The sequence below is a fragment of the Pseudomonas sp. UBA3149 genome, from assembly GCF_002364655.1.
Taxonomy (GTDB): Bacteria; Pseudomonadota; Gammaproteobacteria; order Pseudomonadales; family Pseudomonadaceae; genus Chryseomonas; species Chryseomonas luteola.
Genome location: NZ_DEYV01000049.1, coordinates 26418 through 45614, shown reverse-complemented (window position 1 = coordinate 45614; position 19197 = coordinate 26418). Strand labels below are relative to the sequence as shown.

18 protein-coding genes are annotated in these 19197 nt (G+C 57.9%); 9 read left to right on the top strand and 9 right to left on the bottom strand.

Annotation, left to right across the window (positions count from 1 at the left end):
- The first annotated feature begins 164 nt into the window (after nt 1-164).
- The gene (locus tag B3729_RS24485; protein ID WP_286789237.1) at nt 165-716 is read left to right on the top strand and encodes a glycine cleavage system protein R; all 552 of its coding nucleotides are present in this window, start codon (nt 165-167) and stop codon (nt 714-716) included.
- Here B3729_RS24485 and rarD read toward each other — a convergent pair.
- A complete protein-coding gene (gene rarD / locus B3729_RS24480) occupies nt 689-1591 on the bottom strand; it encodes an EamA family transporter RarD (protein ID WP_010796042.1) in 903 nt (300 codons plus the stop codon). The two genes, B3729_RS24485 and rarD, sit on opposite strands and share 28 nt — an antisense overlap.
- A gap of 259 nt (nt 1592-1850) precedes the next feature.
- Between rarD and B3729_RS24475 the strand changes: the two genes are divergently transcribed.
- On the top strand, nt 1851-3878 hold the full coding sequence (locus B3729_RS24475) for a methyl-accepting chemotaxis protein (RefSeq protein WP_286789236.1): 2028 nt from the start codon (nt 1851-1853) through the stop codon (nt 3876-3878).
- Between the two features lie 50 nt (nt 3879-3928).
- Here B3729_RS24475 and B3729_RS24470 read toward each other — a convergent pair whose 3' ends face one another.
- The 8 genes from B3729_RS24470 to B3729_RS24435 all read right to left on the bottom strand — a co-directional run bounded on the left by B3729_RS24470 (nt 3929) and on the right by B3729_RS24435 (nt 12733).
- Complete coding sequence (locus B3729_RS24470; RefSeq protein WP_122041437.1) at nt 3929-4903, bottom strand: serine/threonine protein kinase; 975 nt, start codon at nt 4901-4903, stop codon at nt 3929-3931.
- A 208-nt stretch (nt 4904-5111) separates the two neighbouring features.
- Nucleotides 5112-7007 (bottom strand): PhoX family protein, encoded by a 1896-nt coding sequence (locus B3729_RS24465; RefSeq protein WP_286789235.1) that lies wholly within the window; start codon nt 7005-7007, stop codon nt 5112-5114.
- A 138-nt stretch (nt 7008-7145) separates the two neighbouring features.
- A complete protein-coding gene (locus tag B3729_RS24460) occupies nt 7146-9098 on the bottom strand; it encodes a PhoX family protein (RefSeq protein ID WP_286789234.1) in 1953 nt (650 codons plus the stop codon).
- A 262-nt stretch (nt 9099-9360) separates the two neighbouring features.
- Nucleotides 9361-10062: a molybdate ABC transporter permease subunit gene (gene modB / locus B3729_RS24455; RefSeq protein ID WP_122041440.1), complete on the bottom strand. Its 702-nt coding sequence runs from the start codon at nt 10060-10062 to the stop codon at nt 9361-9363.
- A complete protein-coding gene (modA, locus tag B3729_RS24450; RefSeq protein WP_286789233.1) occupies nt 10049-10798 on the bottom strand; it encodes a molybdate ABC transporter substrate-binding protein in 750 nt (249 codons plus the stop codon). The genes modB and modA overlap by 14 nt, the downstream gene beginning before the upstream one ends.
- A 14-nt stretch (nt 10799-10812) precedes the next feature.
- Complete coding sequence (locus tag B3729_RS24445) at nt 10813-11535, bottom strand: TOBE domain-containing protein (RefSeq protein ID WP_286789232.1); 723 nt, start codon at nt 11533-11535, stop codon at nt 10813-10815.
- 103 nt (nt 11536-11638) lie between these two features.
- Nucleotides 11639-12376: a ComF family protein gene (locus B3729_RS24440; protein WP_286789231.1), complete on the bottom strand. Its 738-nt coding sequence runs from the start codon at nt 12374-12376 to the stop codon at nt 11639-11641.
- A gap of 63 nt (nt 12377-12439) precedes the next feature.
- Entirely contained in the window at nt 12440-12733 is a 294-nt protein-coding gene (locus B3729_RS24435; protein WP_010796033.1) for a hypothetical protein, read from the bottom strand.
- A 276-nt stretch (nt 12734-13009) separates the two neighbouring features.
- Here B3729_RS24435 and bioB point away from each other — a divergent pair, with 276 nt between their 5' ends.
- From bioB to B3729_RS24400, 7 genes are all read left to right on the top strand, one after another.
- On the top strand, nt 13010-14059 hold the full coding sequence (bioB, locus tag B3729_RS24430; protein WP_010796032.1) for a biotin synthase BioB: 1050 nt from the start codon (nt 13010-13012) through the stop codon (nt 14057-14059).
- Between the two features lie 2 nt (nt 14060-14061).
- Nucleotides 14062-15237: an 8-amino-7-oxononanoate synthase gene (gene bioF / locus B3729_RS24425; protein ID WP_286789230.1), complete on the top strand. Its 1176-nt coding sequence runs from the start codon at nt 14062-14064 to the stop codon at nt 15235-15237.
- Nucleotides 15230-15955, top strand: a complete 726-nt coding sequence (locus tag B3729_RS24420; RefSeq protein ID WP_010796030.1) for an alpha/beta fold hydrolase — start codon at nt 15230-15232, stop codon at nt 15953-15955. The genes bioF and B3729_RS24420 overlap by 8 nt, the downstream gene beginning before the upstream one ends.
- Entirely contained in the window at nt 15948-16763 is an 816-nt protein-coding gene (gene bioC, locus B3729_RS24415; protein WP_286789229.1) for a malonyl-ACP O-methyltransferase BioC, read from the top strand. Before B3729_RS24420 ends, bioC begins: the two co-directional genes overlap by 8 nt.
- A gap of 4 nt (nt 16764-16767) precedes the next feature.
- Complete coding sequence (bioD, locus tag B3729_RS24410) at nt 16768-17448, top strand: dethiobiotin synthase (RefSeq protein WP_286789228.1); 681 nt, start codon at nt 16768-16770, stop codon at nt 17446-17448.
- A gap of 368 nt (nt 17449-17816) precedes the next feature.
- The gene (locus B3729_RS24405) at nt 17817-18584 is read left to right on the top strand and encodes a hypothetical protein (RefSeq protein WP_286789227.1); all 768 of its coding nucleotides are present in this window, start codon (nt 17817-17819) and stop codon (nt 18582-18584) included.
- A 125-nt stretch (nt 18585-18709) separates the two neighbouring features.
- Nucleotides 18710-18994: a hypothetical protein gene (locus B3729_RS24400; RefSeq protein WP_010796026.1), complete on the top strand. Its 285-nt coding sequence runs from the start codon at nt 18710-18712 to the stop codon at nt 18992-18994.
- Nucleotides 18995-19197 lie beyond the last annotated feature (203 nt).

Here is a 19197-nt window from a genome sequence, read left to right as displayed (position 1 = left end):
ACGACGCGCCGACATTCGGTGGCTATCTGGCCATGTGACTAGGCCTCGCTGGAAAAGTGTCTGCCACAGGCAAAACGATGGCAGGTCCGTTCATGAAAAGTGGGTCGGCAAGGTTGGCTGGCTGTTCTACGCTGGAAAGATGATCAACCAAAAGGAGCGCTATCGTGGATGTTCTGGTCCTTACCATCATTGCCCCGGATCAGCCGGGTCTGGTCGAGCAGCTGGCCGACTGTGTTGCCGAGCGGGGCGGCAATTGGCTGGAAAGCCGCATGTCACGCATGGCAGGTCAGTTCGCCGGAATCCTGAGCGTCAGTGTCGCGCCGGAACAGCGCGACGCCCTGGTTGCCCAGCTGAAAGGGTTGGATGTGAGGGGCATGCGTGTGCTGGTAGCGGAAAGCCGGGTAGAGCAGGCACCCAAGCCTCAGCTCATCCAGCTGGATCTGCTGGGCAATGACCGTCCCGGGATCGTTCGGGACATTACCCGTCAACTCACCCGGTTAGGCGTTAATGTCGAGCGGCTCAGTACCGATGTGCGGGCGGCGCCGATGAGCAGCGAACAGTTGTTCCACACCACGGCGCTGCTGGCCCTGCCGCCCGCCCTTGAGCTGGATACGCTCCGCCAGAGTCTGGAGACCCTGGCGGACGATTTGATGGTCGAACTGGTTGTCTACCGCGACAACCACGACGGTCAGGTGCGGGCAGCAGGCGCTGCGTAACGGCGCAGGGAGCGCCAGGCGTCAAAGCTGAACACGGCAAGGCCTGCCCAGATACACAGGAAGGCGGCCATCCGCTCCATAGGGAAGGGCTCGTGGAACAGGAAGACTGCCTGTATCAGTACCAGCGTAGGGGCCAGGTACTGCAGGAAGCCCAATGTCGAATAGGGCAGTTTGCGCGCCGCTGCGTTGAAGCAGAGCAGGGGAACCAGCGTAACGGGGCCGGACAGGATCAGTACGATGGCCATCGGTGATTGCCAGAGTGCCGGTTCCAGGCTGACCTGCTGGGTCAACAGGGGGAGTGCAATCGCAGCCAGCGGGACCAACAGCCAGGTTTCGACCACCATGCCTGGTAGGGCAGCCACCTGGGTGCCCTTGCGCACCAGTCCGTAGAAAGCAAAGCTGAAGGCCAGCACCAGGGATACCCAGGGCAGCTGGCCAAGCGTCCAGATCTGCTGGGCAACGCCTAGGGCAGCCATTCCCACGGCCAGCCACTGCAGGGGCCTTAACCGTTCGCCCAGCACCACCATGCCCAACAGCACATTGATGAGCGGGTTGATGTAATACCCAAGGCTGGCTTCGATTACATGGTTACTGTTGACCGCCCAGATGTAGGTCAGCCAGTTGCCGCCCACCAGCAGGCCACTCAGCCACAACCGGGCAATGCGGGAGGGATTGGCACGCAAATCGCGCCACCAGCCCTGATGTTTCCAGATCAGAAGCAGCAAGACCCCGATCAGGGCCGACCAGAAGATACGCTGGATCAGGATCTCGACGGGAGGAATGTTGGCAAGCAGTTTGAAGTACAGCGGGAATAGTCCCCAGAGCGCATAGGCGGTAAGGCCTAGTACGTAACCCTGGCGCGGGGATGTGGACATAACACATATCTACTTTTTATGGAGAAACCTTGAATCATAACTGGTGTTCAGGAAAAAGCTTGCAACACTCCATAGGCCTTATACGTAATTGCTATGACAAATGGCCTTCAGTTACTCCAGGGCAGGTCGAAATCCTGTTCAGCTTCTAAATACTTATTGCTGCAGGGATGGCAAACCAAACACAGACGACTGTTTCCCTCGGCGCTAGGTTTGGGCTTGTCCATCTGGCCAACTACTGTTGTATCAGGTAGCCCTTACGATGAATCTATTCTCCCGTTTCAAGCCCGCTAGCGCCCAGTCTGGAGGTGTTCTCAGCGTGCTCAGCTCTTCTGGGAAGATCCAGCAGGATCTGAGAGCACTTCGCTTTGAGCCGACCTACATCGCTGGGTTCGTATCTCCCCATGTTGATCTGGACCGTATAGCTCGTGCAGTGGCGGAGCGTTTTCCGCAGGCTGCCATCACCTTGTGTACAACGTCCGGTGAGCTGTGCAGCCAGAATAATCAGCTTTATTGCGCCACTGGCAATCAGTGGGATCGTGTGGTTCTGCAGCTGTTTGATGCCAGCATCATCGCCTCGGCCGAAACCGTTTATGTGCCGTTGGAAAGCCAGGACATCCGTGCCCGAGGGCCACGTATGTCCATGCAACAGCGAATCGCCAAGCTGATCGAGTCGATTAAGCGGCTGCGTGTCAACACGACTATCGACCATCGCGATACCTTGGCTTACGTCACGTTTGACGGCCTGTCGGCATCCGAATCGTTCTTCATGGAAGCCCTTTACGAGTCGGGCCGTTTTCCCTGCCTGTTCGTAGGCGGCTCTGCTGGTGGCAAGACCGACTTTGTGAAGACTTTGATCCATGACGGCAAGCGCAGCTACGAAAACCACGTACAGATCGTATTTCTGAAATGCGCCCGTAATGCCCGCTTCGGTGTGTTCAAAAGCCAGAACTTCGAGCCGACATCAGTTAGCCTGAGCGTGCTCACTGCGTCGCTGGAAGAGCGTTACATCAGTCAGGTGATCGACTCCAAGGGCAATATCCGCTCGATGGTGGCCGCCCTGTGCGAATCGCTGAACTGCGAGCCCAAGGACCTGGAAAAGCGTCTGGCCAATTACTCGTTTGCTATCCGTGTGGGTGAGGAGCTGTTTGTTCGCTCCATTGCCCAGATCGATTATGACAAGGAGCGTATCCACCTTTTCTGTGACGTGGCGCCGGGCGAAGAGCTGGTGATGGTCAAGCGTACGCCTATTCTTGAGGCCACCCGTAAAGACCTTCAACGTTTCCTGCAAGGCAAGTCCGGCAAACCGGTAGGAGGGCTACTCAACGACTGCATTCTGCGTCGCTTGAACAATGGCAACGACCTGAGCCGCATGAACGAAGCGTTTGATGATATTCCTGTGGTGGGCTTTTCTACCTTTGGCGAGATTCTGGGGCTTAACCTGAACCAGACGCTGACGGCGGTATTTTTCTTCCGTACACCGGAAGGGGCGCCGTTCCGTGATGAATACATCGATAACTTCACGGCGCATTATGGCGAGTTCAAGGCCTTTTTCCTGCGTCGGCAGATCAAGAAGCTGGCGGGCTTGAGCCAGGTTGTGGTCAAGCAGATCGATGAGTTCAAGCGCAAGAACTTTGCCAGCTACATCGACAGCAACGGCCTGGATGACCACATCAAACCGGTTTTCCGTGGTCTTGAAGACTTGGGTGCAGTGTTGCATCAGGCGGATCAGAACCAGGAGCAAATTGCTCAGCAGTTAAATCATTATGCCGGTGAATTGCACGTATCGATGGATGATCTTAGCTCAACCATCAATCAGCAGGGCAGTGTGATCGATCAGGCGGGTGGCACCGTCAAGAGTCTGTCCAGTCAGGCTGAAAGTGTGGTGCGCAGTGCTAATGATTTGGCGCAGTCGAGCCTGAAGATCCAGTCCATTGTGCAGATGATTCAGCAGATCGCCGGGCAGACCAACCTGCTGGCACTCAATGCTGCCATCGAAGCTGCTCGTGCGGGTGAGCAAGGGCGTGGGTTTGCTGTAGTAGCAGACGAGGTACGTAAGCTGGCGGAAAAGACCCAGCAGAACGCTGGCGAAATCGGCACGGATATCGACAAGCTGGCTGAGGAAATCCGACAGGTTGCACAGCAGATCGAAGTACAGTCTCAGGATGTAAATGCCCTGACTGAACTGTTGGGTGCGCTGGAAGGCTCCAGCAGCGCAACAGCAAGCACTTCACGGCGGACCAAGGACGTCGCCGATACGCTGATCGGCTTGACCCGTAACGGTCATTGAGCCTGAACACCTGGGCCGCCCGGTTTGTGGCGGCCCTGGTGTCTTTAGGGTCAGAACAGCCGCAGCGGTTCTTCATCAAGCGCTGACAGTTGCTCGCGCAACATCAGAACCTGGTCGCCCCAATAGCGCTCGGTCCCGAAAAAGGAAAAGCTCTTCGGGAAGGCCGGATCATCCCAGCGGCGGGCCAGCCAGGCGCTGTATTGCAACAGACGCAGGGAGCGCAGCCCCTCGATCAACGCCAGTTCACGGGGTGCAAAGTCATGGAACTCCTGATACCCGTCCATCAACTCCGAAAGCTGCGACAGGCGTTCTTGCCGATCCCCGGCCAGCATCATCCACAGGTCCTGTACCGCCGGTGCCATACGGCAGTCGTCGAGATCCACCATGTGGAAGGTCTCGTCGCGGTAGAGCAGGTTGCCGGGATGGCAGTCTCCATGGACGCGGATATTCGTGTATTTAACCGAATTAAATAACGTATCCAGTTTCTTGATCAGGTCACGTGCCACGGATTCATACGCAGGCAGCAAACTCTTGGGGATGAAACCGCCGCTCAGCAGCGTATCCAGCGATGCATGGCCAAAGCTCTGTACATCAAGCGTCTCGCGGTGCTCGAACGGGCGACTGGCGCCAATGGCATGCAGGCGACCCAGGAGCTGACCCAGGCGGTACAGCTGCTCAAGGTTGCCAGGCTCGGGCGCCCGGCCGCCGCGGCGGGGAAACAGGGCAAAGCGAAAGCCGGCGTGCTCGAACAGGGTTTCACCGTCACGCGACAGGGGCGCCACGACAGGTACTTCATGCTCCACCAGCTCAAAAGAGAAGGTGTGCTCCTCGCGAATCGCGGCATCCGTCCAACGCTGTGGGCGGTAGAACTTGGCAATCAGGGGCTGTTCGTCTTCGATGCCAACTTGATAAACCCGGTTTTCATAACTGTTAAGCGCCAAGATACGCGCATCGCTGAGATAGCCGAGGCTTTCCACGGCGTCGATCACCACGTCAGGGCTGAGTGTATCGAACGGGTGTGACATGGATATCCTCCTACAACGCATCTGGAAGCGGCCATATGCCGGTTCTGAATCGGAATGCTAGCAGGTTGGATGCCTGGGCGTGACGAAGGTGCAATGCCGCGCGCGCTGGAACGCCTGACGGTGCAGAGAAAAAAGACCCTGGTACAGCGAGCGTCGTGCTACGCGGATACTGCCTCAAGGGCCGTACCCGCGTATTAGAGCCTTGTCATCAGGCGCCGATCACGCCACCGTCATCACGAGTGATGACCATGACGGAGGAACGTGGCCGACCGTCGGGCAGGTGTTCCGGAAAGGTAGAGCCGCCTTCTTCGCCAGGGTGCTGGATATTGACGAACAGGCTGCGCTGATCCGGTGAGAAGGTAATGCCGGTGACCTCGCAACCGATCGGTCCCACCATGAAGCGGCGGATCTCGCCGGTATTCGGGTCGGCGCACAGCATCTGGTTATTGCCCATGCCAGCGAAATCACCCTTGTTGCTGTAATCCCCGTCGGTCAGGATCCACAGGCGACCGGCATCATCAAACCCGAGGCCGTCGGGACTGTTGAACATATTGTGGGCGTTGATGTTGTGCGAGCCGCCGTTGGCAGTCTCCTTGTGCACCTCAGGATTGCCGGCAATGACAAACAGGTCCCAGTCAAAGGCCATGGCAGCGGCATCATTGCCGTGCTCGCTCCAGCGCAGGATCTGACCATAGATGTTGTTGGCGCGAGGGTTTGGCCCGCCTACGGGCTGGCCTTCGCTGCCGCGTTTGCTGTTGTTGGTCAACGTGCAATACACCTGGCCATCCTTGGGACTGACGGCAATCCACTCGGGGCGGTCCATGCGCGTCGCACCTACCTGGGTTCCGGCCAGGCGGGCATGAATGAGCACTTCGGCCTGATTGTTGAAGCCGTTCTCGGTGGTCAAGCCGTTCTTGCCATGGGTCAGCTCGATCCACTGGCCACGTCCCTTGGGATGATCGGGATTGCCGTCACCGTCATCAAATTTCGCCACGTACAGCGTGCCGTGGTCCAGCAGCTCGCGGTTGGCCTTGGGGTTGGCGGCATCATAGCGATCGCGGCTGATGAACTTGTAGATGAATTCGCCACGTTCGTCGTCGCCCATGTACACCACGACATGGTTGTCCGCAGTCAGGGCCAGCGCAGCGTTCTCATGTTTGAAACGGCCCAGCGCGGTGCGCTTGACGGGTTCTGACTTGGGATCGAACGGATCGATCTCGACTACCCAGCCGTGCCGGTTCAGCTCGTTGGGGTTCTTGGCCATGTCAAAGCGCGGATTGTATTTGTGCCAGTCGTTGCCCTTGCTCTCGACCGTCACGCCATAGCGTTTCTGGGCAGCGTCGAATTTGATTGTTGCATCAGTACTGCCAAAGCAATCCGTAAAATTCTCTTCGCAGGTCAGGTAAGTGCCCCAGGGCGTCTTGCCGTTCGCACAGTTCTGGAAGGTGCCCAGTACATGCGTGCCGCTTGAATCGGCTTCGGTCTTGAGCAGGTCATGTCCAGCCGCCGGGCCGCTGAATCGAATCGGCGCGTTGCCGTGAATACGACGGTTAAACTCGGAATCACGTGCAAAATGCCATTGTCCGTCAACACGGCGCACCTCGATAACCGAGACCCCCTCAGCGGCCAGGGCCTTGTGCACGTCCTCGGTCGATTGAGGCACCTTGCCTTGGGCCAGCAGGTAGCGATAGTTGGTGTATTCGTTATTGATGGCCATGAGCGCCCGGTCGGGATCGTTCGGGAACGGGAAAAAGCTCATGCCGTCGTTGTTGTCGCCAAACTGGCGTTCCTGGGCTTCTGCTGTGCCGGTGCCGTCATGCTTGAAAGCCGGTACATCTGAAAACAGTGGTTCACCCCAGCTGATAAGTACCGACGCCCTATAACCCGGCGGGACGATTACGGTATCGGCTGTGGAAATCGGAATGCTCTCAAAGCCCAGCAGGGCACTGCCGGTGGCTTGCGACACGCTTTGTGCCAGTACACTCCGCGGAATGAGCTGGCCGCCAAGAAATAGGGCAGCACCGCACAGAGCACCAGCCCCAATGAAGCGGCGACGGGTCAGGCCGGCCAGACGTTCCAGATCGGTAGGGGTATCGGGATGCATAACAGACTCCTTGTATGCGATGGCGCGACGCTAGCGCGCTTGTATGACGAAATCATGTCAATGCATGTGCCAGTGATCATCAATCAACAGGCATAAAAAAACCGGCAGGGTTAGCTGCCGGTTTTATGCAGGGAGATGTTATTCCCCAATGATCCCGCCGTCCTTACGAGTAATGGCAATGACGGTGGAGCGAGGACGCCCGTTAGGCAGATAGTCCGGGAAGCCGCCGGTGGGATGTTGGAAGCCGACAAACATCGTTCGATAGTCCGGCGCAAAGGACAGGCCTGTGACTTCACACCCAGTCGGCCCTACCAGGAAACGGCGGATCTCACCGGTGTTCGGGTCGGCGCACAGCATCTGGTTGTTACCCATGCCGGCATAATCACCTTCGTTGCTGTCTTCACCATCGGTCTGAATCCACAAACGACCGGCTTCGTCAAAGCCCAAGCCGTCGGGGCTGTTGAACATATTGTCGGCGTTGATGTTTTCCGAACCATCGTATGGATCTTCCGGATGCACAACCGGGTTGCCCGCCACGATGAACAGGTCCCAGTCAAAGGTCAGTGCGGCCGGGTTTGGCTCTTCCCAACGCAGGATCTGGCCGTAGATGTTATTGGCGCGCGGGTTCGGACCGTTGACCGGCATGTCGGCGCTGCCACGCTTGCTGTTGTTGGTCAGGGTGCAGAAGACCTGTCCGTTGATGGGGCTCACCGCGATCCATTCCGGGCGGTCCATACGGGTAGCGCCAACTTGCGAGCCTGCCAGACGAGCATGGATCAGGATTTCGGCCTGGCTGTTAAAGCCGTTGGCCTTGGTCAACCCGTTCTTGCCATAGGTCAGCTCGATCCACTGGCCGCGGCCTCTGGGATGATTCACATCACCGTCGCCATCATCGAACTTGGCGACGTACAGCGTACCGTGATCGAGGATGTCACGGTTCGCCAGAGGCGTGTTTGGGTTGTAACGACGGTCGCTGACAAACTTGTAGATGAACTCGCCACGCTCGTCATCGCCCATGTACACCACGACACGGCCATCCTGGGTCGTGGTTACGGCAGCGTTTTCATGCTTGAAGCGGCCCAGCGCGGTACGCTTGACCGGTGTGGAGTCCGGGTTGAACGGGTCGATCTCCACGATCCAGCCAAAGTGGTTGGCTTCATTCGGATGCTTGGCGAGATCGAAGCGCTCGTTATAGGGGTACCAGTTGTTATCACTATTGGCCGACAAGCCGTAACGCTTCTGCGCGGCGTTGAGCTTGATGCTCTTGTCGGTGCTGCCAAAGCAGCCATTGAAGTTTTCTTCACACGTCAGGTAAGTGCCCCATGGCGTCTGCCCGCTGGAGCAGTTCTGGAAGGTGCCACGGGCACGTTTGCCGCTCAGCTCGATGGAGGTGCGCAGCAGGTCATGGCCGGCAGCCGGCCCCTTGATATCCATCATCACGTTGCCATGCACGCGACGGTTGTAACGGGAGTCGCGCTTGAAGACCCAACGGCCCGCGCGACGGCGAACTTCGATCACCGAGACGCCTTCTGCAGCCAGCGCCTTGCGTACATCGTCCGGGGAGGACGGTTGACGGCCATCGGAGAACAGATACTCGTAGTTGGTGTATTCGTTGTTAATGGCGATCAGGGCGCGATCAGGGTCAATCCGGCCGAACTTGTTGTAGAACGGGAAGAAGCACATGCCATCGTTGTTATCCCCGAACTGCAGCTCCTGGTCTTCGGAGGTGTTCGTACCGTCATGCTTGAAGTCCGGTACGTTGGAAAACAGCGGCTCGCCCCAGCTGATCAGCGTACGGAACTCATAGCCGGGCGGCAGAATGACCTGGTCAGCCGTTGAAGCGGGCACGTTCTTGAAGCCCAACAGCGGACGTGAAGGACGTCCAGCGCTGCCCCAGCGAGCCGCTTCGGATACCGGACCCGCCAGTGCGTTGTTAGACAGCAGGTTGCCGCCCAGGAAGAAGGCCGCGCCACATAGCGCACCGGCACCAATAAAGCTGCGGCGCTTCAGATTGACGATGCGTTCCAGATCAGTAGGGGTATCGTCATCAAGCAGATCACTATTCAGGTGTTGTTCGTTTTGCAGGCTCATCAAGGCGCTCCTCACAGGATGTGGCAGGCGCAAAACCCCAGGCGAGAGCGAGTACAACGAACCCCGCAGACCTTGTTTTGAAATAATCAGGCTGCCGGCTCACGTCGCGTCGTCGAAACAGGTTTCGTGGCTGGTTTGGACGGTCGTGGCGAAGGTAGTGAGGCATTGTGACGGCGGTGTTGCAGGTTACATTTGGTAACAAATGCTGCCCTGTCGGTTCGGGAACGTTTCGTGTCAGAAGCGATTCGGCCGCCAGCCGCGATTAGCGGCGGCTGGTGACGCGCAGGGCCGAATAAGACCGTGTATCGCCATTGCCGTAGACGAACAGCAGGATCAGGAACGACAGCACCAGAAGAAAGCCGGCCAGCCGGTGGGCCTCGGCATAGTGAAGGGCTTCCACGTGCTGGAAGATAGCAATGGAAACCACCTGGGTCTGCCCCGGAATACTACCGCCCAGCATGAGCACCACGCCAAACTCGCCCAGGGTATGGGCGAATGCAAGGCTTGCAGCCACCAGCAGGCCGCGCTTGAGCAAGGGCAGGGTAACGCGAAAGAAGCGCTCGATACGGCCGCATCCCAACGTTGCTGCGGCCTCGAACAGGCGTGGATTCAGCTCGCGGAAGGCAACCGTAAGAGGCTGCACCACGAAGGGGATCGAGTAGATCATGGACCCCATGACCAGGCCCGCAAAGCTGAAGGGCAGCGGGTGACCGAACACTGTTTCCCAGGCGCTGCCCAGCATCGAGTCTGGCGCAAACACCACCAGCAGGTAAAAGCCCAGCACGGTGGGTGGGAGCACCAGGGGGAGTGCGATCACGGCATCCAGGATCTGGCGCAGGCGGGTCTGCTTACGCACTCGCCAAGCCGCCAGCGGCAGACCGATCAGCAGAAGCAGGGCCGTGGATAGCACGGCCAGCTTGAGCGTCAGCGCCAGGGCCTGCCAGTCTCCTTCACTGAGCAGCACAGCCCGTCTCGCCTGGAAGAGAATAACCTGCCTGGTGCAACGTCTCTTTCTGGTTATCGAAGAACGCCACGAAGCGCTTGGCGGGGTCGAGTTGCTTGCCTTCCGCCAGGATAACGCGCTTTTGCGTCAGAGGATCGTACAGCGTGGCATCGACAATCGTGTATTGCGCGGGCGGCACATTCCCCGCTTTGACCTGACTGAGAGCTACAAAGCCAGCGGGTGAATTGCCGGTTTTGACGAAGTTGTAGGTTTGTCCAATGTCCTGTCCATACGCCAGGCGCGGCTTGACGGTTTCCAATACACCGCTGCGGTCCAGCGCCTGCAGGGCTGCGGCGCCATAAGGTGCCGTATCGGGATTCGCCAGCACTACACGCTTGAATGGCAGATTGTGAATATCGGGCTTGCCGCTGGTTTGCCAGAGCGCCAGCTGACCACACGCATAAGTCCGGCTTTCGGTGCCCTTGCTGGCGTCTGCCAGTTTGTCCGGGCGGATCGCGTCTGCCGAGTAGAACAGGTCGAACGGTGCGCCACGCTGAATCTGCTCAAAAAATGCACCACTGGAGCCGCCAGCCAGCTCCACCTTGGCGCCGGTCTGCTTTTCGTAGTCGTTGGCGATGGTCTGCATGACAGGCAGCAGATTGGCCGCCACAGCAATGCGCAGGTGATCAGCTGCTTGAGCGGTGGCGCCGGTAAAGAGCGTGGCAAGCGCCGCGGCAGCCAAAAGCCGTTTGTTCATCAAGGATTCCTTCTTCACAGGGGCGCCCCCAGCAAGACCTGGTCGGGTTCAAAGCAGGCGAACACGGTCTGACCGGGAGCAGGAGACAACTCGGCTTCTGCTGGCAGCAGCACGCAGAGCGTTTGCCCATTGGGCAGGCTCAGGCGAATGTCGGCAGGTCCGGAGGAGGCGGGGGTAACGGTGTCGACCCGGCCTTCAAGTGCGTTGGCCGCATCCACAGGAGCGTGTTCATGGAGGCTTAGCCACGATGCTTTGATCAGCACGGTAACGCTGCGACCCGGTGCAAGGCCCAATCGCTCGGTGCTTTCACGGGTAATTTGTGCCAGCACCTGAAGGCCACCGGGCAGCCGGATCGTGATCAGATCGCTGTGCCCTTTGGGTTCTACAGCAACAACCTCCCCATGCAGCTGATTCCGCGCACTGGTTTGCAGCATCAACCGTTCCAGTCGCTCCAGGTCCTCGACATGCTCGGCACTTTCGATCACTTTTTCGCGAAGCGCTTCAAGGCGGTGATACAAGGCCAGCAACCGTGCGCCTTCTTGGGTCAGGCGTGCGCCGCCTCCGCCTTTGCCACCGACACTGCGCTCGACGAGGGGTTGGCCGGCAAGGTTGTTGAGTTCATCGATGGCATCCCAGGCGGCCTTGTAGCTCAGCCCTGCAGCCTTGGCAGCCTTTGTAATGGAGCCCTGGGCGGCGACCTGCTCCAGCAGTGCAAACCGCTGGGGACGACGGGTCATGTGATGAGTCAGGTGACTGAGCATAGGTCGGAGTATACAAAGGTATATAACGATAGATCAGTGTACGAGCCGGCCCGTTCCCATGGCAAGGTGGAAAGAGCGTTTAGTCGCCAGGCCTAGGCGTGCGAGCCAAGCAGTACACATCGACACGCAGGGCGCCTGCACGCTTGAGCAGGCTAGCGAGGGCCTCGGCAGTTGCACCGGTGGTCAGGACGTCATCGATGAGCGCTATCGAGCGACCGCGTACGGCCTTGGCAGTGGTGAGGGCAAAGGCGTTGCGCAGGTTCTTGTGACGCTGGGCGGCATCCAGGCCTTGTTGCGCCGGGGTTTCCAGCACTCGTTGAATGACATCGTCTGCTACAGACAGCGTGAGAGACTTTCCTAGCCAGCGCGCCAGCATGGCAGCCTGATTGTAGCCACGCTCGCGTTGGCGCTTCTGCGCCATCGGGACAGGAAGCAGAAGGTCAGGCCGAGGCAATCCCTCGTCAAAGGCATGCATCAAATGGCGAGCCTGCAGATCCGCCATCAGTCGCCCCAGCGGCCACTGCTTTTGATGCTTGAACCGATTGATGGCGCTACCAATGGGAAATCCGTAACGCCAGAGCGCTACGACATGATCAAAAGACGGAGGCCTTTTCAGGCACGCCCCGCAGATCAGCCCCTCGTCAGGCAGCGGAATCGCACAATGAAGGCAATGCCCCATGAGCAGCCAGGGCAGGTCAGTCTCGCAGCCAAGGCATAGCGGCAGGCTGGACTCTACACCTGAGCCGCAGAACCCGCAGTTCGTGTGAGGTTTAAGCCAGACAGGACGGTAAGCAAGCAGGGTAGTCAGGCGATTCATAGGCATCCTTGCCGGTATCGATCAATTGGGATCAGGCACGCCGCTCCCTGGCGTGCAAGAGGCTCAGCGAATCAGCCAGCTCATGACCATCAGGCCCAATACCAGCCAGATGATGCCGCCAATGATGGAGCGGCGCATAAAAGCACGAACCGCGGCATAGAGCAGAATCAGTCCGACGATCAGTACCACGAAGCTGATGTAGGAGTCATCCATGCCGATGGCGCGAGCCATGCCTTGCAGGAAGTCATGGACGGCATCGCCAATGCCATTGAGTACGGTGCTGAACAGATCGATGATGAAGCGGATGACCTGACCAAGGGCTTGGCCAAGCCAGTCGAAGAACCCTTCTGTACGCATGTTTCTTTCCTTGTCCTCATGTTGTCGCTTGGAACCTGTAAATGCCGTTGGGTTCGTTACCAGCGATGGGTTCAATCAAGCGAGCGATCCTGCTCACAGTTTCATACTCTGCCGTAGTCTCTCTCTTATTGAAGGAGTCAGTCATCAAAAAACCTTAAATAAATAAGGCTATTGATTGTTTTTTGATCAGATGTAAACCTTCGTATCGAATAAAGTTGACGGCAATTATTCGTGTGCTGCCTGAGCAGCCGTCTCTTTATACCGAAGGATTGAGCCATGAGCGCTACCGCTACGCGTCACGACTGGACCCTTGCCGATGTCCGCGCCCTGTTTGAACTGCCGTTCAATGACCTGCTGTTCCAGGCACAGACGGTTCACCGTCAGCATTTCGACCCCAACCGCGTTCAGGTCTCGACGTTACTTTCCATCAAGACCGGTGCTTGCCCTGAGGACTGTAAATATTGCCCGCAGTCCGGCCATTACAACACGGGTCTTGAAAAAGAAAAGCTGATGGAAGTGGAGAAGGTGCTCAAGGCGGCTGCCGAGGCCAAGGCTATCGGGTCGACCCGCTTCTGCATGGGCGCGGCGTGGAAGCATCCGTCCGCCAAGGACATGCCCTACGTACTGCAGATGGTCAAAGGCGTAAAGGCCCTGGGCCTGGAAACCTGCATGACATTGGGCAAGCTCGACCGCGAGCAGACCCAGGCCCTGGCTGAAGCTGGGCTGGACTACTACAACCACAACCTGGACACCTCGCCGGAATACTACGGCAACATCATCACGACGCGTACCTATGCAGACCGTCTGGAAACGCTGTCCTATGTGCGTGATGCGGGCATGAAGATCTGCTCCGGTGGCATTCTGGGCATGGGTGAATCCGTGGATGACCGTGCCGGCCTGCTAATCCAACTGGCTAATCTGCCAGAGCACCCAGAATCCGTACCGATCAATATGCTGGTCAAGGTGAAGGGCACCCCGCTGGAGCAGGAGAAGGACGTCGATCCGTTCGACTTCATCCGTACCCTTGCTGTTGCCCGGATCATGATGCCCAAGTCCCATGTGCGCCTGTCTGCTGGTCGTGAGCAGATGAACGAGCAGATGCAATCCCTGGCCTTCTTTGCCGGTGCGAACTCCATCTTCTACGGCGAGAAACTGCTGACGACCACTAACCCGCAGGCTGAGAAGGACATGCTCCTGTTCAAGCGTCTGGGCATCAAGCCGGAAGAGCGCGAAGAGCACGATGATGAAGTGCATCAGGCCGCGATTGAGCAGGCCCTGATTGAGCAGAAGAACTCTGCACTGTTCTACGACGCTGCTTCTGCCTGATTATGCCGTTCGACCTGGCCAGACGCCTCGCTGAGCGCCGCGAGCAAGCCCTGTACCGTCAGCGACCATTGCTGGAAGGCCCGCAAGGACCTGAAGTAGTGGTCGACGGCCAGCCGCTCCTGGCGTTCTGCAACAACGACTACCTTGGCCTCGCCAATCATCCGGACGTCATCGCGGCACTGCAAAAGGGTGCCGAGCGTTGGGGCGTAGGCGGGGGCGCTTCGCATCTGGTGATCGGCCATAGCGGCCCCCATCATGCCTTGGAAGAGGCGCTGGCTGAGTTTACCGGGCGCCCTCGGGCACTGCTGTTCTCCACGGGCTACATGGCCAACCTTGCGGCCGTGACAGCCCTGGTTGGCCGAGGCGATACGGTCCTTGAGGACCGGCTCAACCATGCCTCTCTGCTGGATGCAGGACTGCTGTCCGGCGCGCGCTTCTCCCGCTATCTGCATAACGATGCGGCAAGCTTGGCCAGCCGGCTCGACAAGGCTGAAGGTAATACGCTGGTCGTAACGGACGGTGTATTCAGCATGGACGGCAATGTGGCCGACCTGCCAGCCCTGGTTAAAGTGACACATAACCGGGGCGCCTGGCTGATGGTCGATGACGCCCATGGCTTTGGCCCGTTGGGCAGGCAGGGAGGCGGCGTAGCCGAGTATTTCGGACTGGGCATGGATGAGGTTCCGGTACTGGTCGGTACGCTGGGCAAGGCTTTTGGTACTGCAGGCGCCTTTGTAGCAGGCAGCGATGAGCTGATCGAAACCTTGATCCAGTTCGCACGTCCTTACATTTATACCACCAGCCAGCCGCCAGCAGTGGCCTGCGCCACCTTGAAGGCACTAGAGCTGCTCCAGGCAGAGTCCTGGCGGCGCGAGCATTTGAATGCACTGATCCAGCGATTCCGCTCTGGGGCGCAGGTTATCGGCCTTTCGCTGATGGACAGCTTTACCCCGATCCAACCGATCCTGGTTGGCAGTAGCGAGCAGGCATTGGCTTTTTCGGCTGCCCTGAAACGCCATGGAATTCTCGTCACGGCGATCCGTCCCCCTACGGTTCCGAACAATAGTGCCCGGTTGCGGGTTACTCTGTCGGCCGCACACAGCGAGCAGCACGTCGATCGTCTGCTCGCCGCACTTGCCGAAGCTTGGTCGGAATTGAAAGGAACGGAACATGCGTGACACTTTAGTGCTGCTGCCCGGGTGGGGTCTGGGCACGGCCCCCTTGGAGCCGCTGCGTGATGAGCTCCTCGAAATAGCACCATATCTGGATGTACTGATCGAACCCTTGCCTGACATGGCCGATGCCAGTGGCTGGTTCGATGATATTGACGCCCGGCTGCCGGATAACGTCTGGCTGGGTGGCTGGTCATTGGGTGGCATGATCGCCAGTGAGCTTACCCGGCGGCGGGGCGACCGTACCCTGGGGTTGATCACTATGGCCAGCAATCCCTGCTTTGTTGCCCGTCATGGTTGGCAAAGCGCAATGTCACGCAGTGTCTTCACCGATTTTTACGAGGCTTGCACGCTCGATGCGGAGCTGACGCTCAAACGCTTTACCCATCTGGTCAGCCAGGGGGCTCGGGACCGCAAGACGCTTGCGCGCCTGCTGCAGGTGGCTTTGCCGGAGACGTCCGGTGAAGTTGCAGTGGCCGGGCTTGAGCTGCTGGCGCAACTGGACACACGCGAGGCGCTTCAGGCGTATAGCGGTCCGCAACTTCACCTATTTGCGTCAAACGATGCACTGGTACCGGTATCGGCTGCGCAAGCCTTGATGGATGAGATACCCGACATCGAAGTTCATGTCTTCGAGCCGGCCAGCCATGGCCTGCCGCTGGAGCGTCCGGACGAAATTGCCGCAGCGATTGAACGTTTCATTTATGAGGGCCGTGATGGCTGATGCTTTACCTGTAACCACGCAGGAGGGCGCCTCCTTGCCGGATAAAAGGCAAGTGGCGGCTTCGTTCTCCCGGGCGGCGGCCAGCTATGACAGCGTTGCCAGCCTGCAACGTGATGTCGGCGAAGCGCTTCTGGCGCGTATGCCCGAGCAGGCTGTAGAGCGCTGGGTCGACCTGGGCTGCGGTACAGGCTACTTCACCCGGGCGCTAGCGGCCCGTTATCCCGACGCGCAAGGTATCGCCGTTGACCTGGCAGAAGGCATGCTGCGCCATGCACGTCCACTCGGCGGGGCCGAGCACTTTGTGGCGGGTGATGCCGAACGGCTGCCGCTCAAGGACCAGGCGCGCGATCTGCTGTTTACCAGCCTTGCCATTCAATGGTGTGGCGACCTTTCGGCGGTATTATCCGAGGCCCAGCGTATCCTGCGGCCCGGTGGGCTGTTTGCATTCACCAGCCTGTGTACCGGTACACTGCAGGAGTTGCGGGACAGCTGGCAGGCAGTGGATGGTTTCGTTCACGTTAACCGTTTCCGCCAGTTTGAAGACTATCAGCGGGCCTGTGCGGCTAGTGAATTCAAGCAGAGGGTGCTGGACGTCGAAACACGCGTTCTGCATTTTCCGGATGTCCGCAGCCTGACCCATGAACTCAAGGCGCTCGGCGCCCATAACGTGAACCCTGGCCGCGCTACTGGCTTGACCGGACGAGCCCGCCTGAATGCCCTGGCGCAAGCGTATGAGCGCTTCCGCCAGCCCCAAGGTCTCCCGGCCTGCTATCGCGTGGTTTACGGCATTTTCCAGAAAGAATCCTGATCTTATGTCTGCTTACTTCATTACCGGCACCGATACCGAAATCGGCAAGACCACCATTGCTTCCGGCCTGCTGCATGTAGCCCGCCTTGCGGGGCTTTCCACGGCAGCGGTCAAACCTGTGGCTTCTGGTTGCGAGATGACGCCCGAGGGGCTGCGTAACAGCGACGCGTTGTCGCTCTGGGGCGAGTGTTCGTTGCCGTTGAGTTACGCCGAGGTCAATCCGCTGGCCTTTGCGCCTGCTATTGCTCCACATCTGGCGGCCCGTGAGGTAGGAGCATCCTTGACAGTCGATGCCTTGGTCGCGCCTATTCAGGCCATGCGGGCCAAACAGGCCGACTTCATGCTGGTCGAAGGCGCAGGTGGCTGGCGCGTGCCGCTGGAAGGGCAGGCGAATCTGTCCGATGTGGCCAGAGCTGTTGGCTTGCCTGTTATCCTGGTGGTGGGTGTACGGTTGGGCTGCATCAACCACGCGGTGCTGACTGCTGAAGCCATTGCGCAGGATGGGCTCAACTTGGACGGCTGGGTTGCCAATATTGTCGATCCGCAGACATCACGCCTAGAGGATAACCTCGCCACGCTTCATGAGCGCCTGCCTGCACCTTGCCTGGGCACTGTTCCTTATCTGGCTGAAGCCACGCCGGCGGCCGTTGCGGATTATCTGGATTTAAGCCAATTGGCGCGTTAATGCGCCTTTGGTATCTGACTGCTCGTGATAAGGCACTTTAATATCAGAATAGACGTTATTTATTACAAAGTTTTTCAGCGATTACTTTAATTTTGCGCAGCTTTTTCCGGCTTCGCATATAGTCCATTTGCCTCGATTGATCTCTTTCCCGCCTCATCTAAAAGAGATGTTCTCGTCGCGGTTATGAGTGCTTTCCGTTTATTCGCTATGCCTGTCAATCACTTCTTAATGATTGATTGCGGCATGGCGCGTGACTGTATGCCTTTAATCTTTATTGCTATACGACTTACCGATAGTTACTCATGGTGTTCAGACGTTGGTGATAGTTCCAGTTTTATAACAGTATCAAGAATGGAAAAGGATTTTGTATGCCTGTCTTCAAGCGTATTGATGCTCAAGACGTTTCTCGGCTGGTGCTCGACATCGAGAGGCAAGGTTATGCCGTCATTGAACACTTTCTTTCAACGGAACAACTTGAAAGTGCACGTGACTATGTTCTGCGGGAAACTCACAAACATAACTCCGAATATTTTGCGCTACATGGCATAAAGTCTGTAACCGGCAGTCTTTTCGAGGCGCTGAGCACCTCGGTGAGGTTCAGGAAAATGCTGGCGGATGTTCAGGAAGCCGGTCTGGGCAGGCGGGTACCGGAAGAGGAAGAGATCTTTCCGGCCGTGCGTTGCCTGCAAGGTAAAACCGGTCTTAAAGAGTCCAACTATTTTCATTATGACGCCACGGCATTAACGGCACTCGTGCCTGTTTTCATCCCAAATGATACTGACCAGTGTGGCGATTTTATTATGTTTCCCAATGCCCGCCGTATTAGGAGCAGTGTGGCCATCAATATTGTCGAGAAAGTACTTATTCAAAATCCATTAAGTCAGAAGTTCATAGCGTTATTGATCAAGTACAACCTGCTCAAGCCCATCAAAATAAAACTTGTTCCTGGCAATCTTTATATCTTCTGGGGATATAGAAGCATACATGCCAATGAGCCTTGTGATCCTAATACACTGCGCGCAACGGTCTTGCTGCATTATGGTGACCCACACAGTCACCAATGGATGTCCAGGCTTTTCCTCGGCGCCAACCAGAGGCGGGCGCGCAAGATTAACAAGAAGGCATTGCCTGGCTGATACCGTTCCCTGGTTATTCGAACTGACGCTAAGCGAAGCGGCAAGCATGACGTTTTAATCATAGGGTTCGATGCCGGAATCTGCTTCAATGGCCAAACGCCTCAAGCAGTTAAAGGGAGCGGCTTATGAATATTTCCGGAAACAGTTTCACTTACGGGGTGGCGGCCTATCAGGCGGGCCAGTCCCGTGTCGATCAGGCCGGTGCAGCCATTGCGGCCAGCAGCCTGCCGAATGATGCGCAGACACGTGTCGACCAGGTTCGCAGCGTCGATGGAGCTTCTCAGAATCAGGCAGATAAGGCCGCACAGCTGGTCGAGTTGCAAGCGGGTAAGCGCGAGGCCCTGGCGGGCTCTCGAGTTATCCAGGCAGCCAGTGCAACATTGGGAAGCCTTATCGATACCTACGCCTGACCTCTGTTCCCTCCAGGGGGAGAAGGTGTAATACAAGCGCCGCGGGTGGATAACCACTCGCGGCGTTTTTGCATCCAGGTGTCGCCTGTGGTCAGACACGCTTGACAGGCTCTAGAGGAAAACATAAGTTTCAAACAACTGTTTAACGCCGGTCAGGAGATCCCTGCGGCGCCTTCCCATAAAAATGCATTCCAGAGGTAACA

Coding starts and splice junctions, on each gene's coding strand:
- B3729_RS24435 (WP_010796033.1), bottom strand. CDS start 12,733: ATGCGTACAGAAGGGTTCTTCGACTGGCTTGGCCAAGCCCTTGGTCAG.
- B3729_RS24420 (WP_010796030.1), top strand. CDS start 15,230: ATGCGTGACACTTTAGTGCTGCTGCCCGGGTGGGGTCTGGGCACGGCC.
- B3729_RS24465 (WP_286789235.1), bottom strand. CDS start 7,007: ATGCATCCCGATACCCCTACCGATCTGGAACGTCTGGCCGGCCTGACC.
- B3729_RS24470 (WP_122041437.1), bottom strand. CDS start 4,903: ATGTCACACCCGTTCGATACACTCAGCCCTGACGTGGTGATCGACGCC.
- B3729_RS24475 (WP_286789236.1), top strand. CDS start 1,851: ATGAATCTATTCTCCCGTTTCAAGCCCGCTAGCGCCCAGTCTGGAGGT.
- modA (WP_286789233.1), bottom strand. CDS start 10,798: ATGAACAAACGGCTTTTGGCTGCCGCGGCGCTTGCCACGCTCTTTACC.
- B3729_RS24400 (WP_010796026.1), top strand. CDS start 18,710: ATGAATATTTCCGGAAACAGTTTCACTTACGGGGTGGCGGCCTATCAG.
- rarD (WP_010796042.1), bottom strand. CDS start 1,591: ATGTCCACATCCCCGCGCCAGGGTTACGTACTAGGCCTTACCGCCTAT.
- B3729_RS24440 (WP_286789231.1), bottom strand. CDS start 12,376: ATGAATCGCCTGACTACCCTGCTTGCTTACCGTCCTGTCTGGCTTAAA.
- B3729_RS24445 (WP_286789232.1), bottom strand. CDS start 11,535: ATGACCCGTCGTCCCCAGCGGTTTGCACTGCTGGAGCAGGTCGCCGCC.
- B3729_RS24460 (WP_286789234.1), bottom strand. CDS start 9,098: ATGAGCCTGCAAAACGAACAACACCTGAATAGTGATCTGCTTGATGAC.
- bioC (WP_286789229.1), top strand. CDS start 15,948: ATGGCTGATGCTTTACCTGTAACCACGCAGGAGGGCGCCTCCTTGCCG.
- B3729_RS24405 (WP_286789227.1), top strand. CDS start 17,817: ATGCCTGTCTTCAAGCGTATTGATGCTCAAGACGTTTCTCGGCTGGTG.
- bioD (WP_286789228.1), top strand. CDS start 16,768: ATGTCTGCTTACTTCATTACCGGCACCGATACCGAAATCGGCAAGACC.
- bioF (WP_286789230.1), top strand. CDS start 14,062: ATGCCGTTCGACCTGGCCAGACGCCTCGCTGAGCGCCGCGAGCAAGCC.
- bioB (WP_010796032.1), top strand. CDS start 13,010: ATGAGCGCTACCGCTACGCGTCACGACTGGACCCTTGCCGATGTCCGC.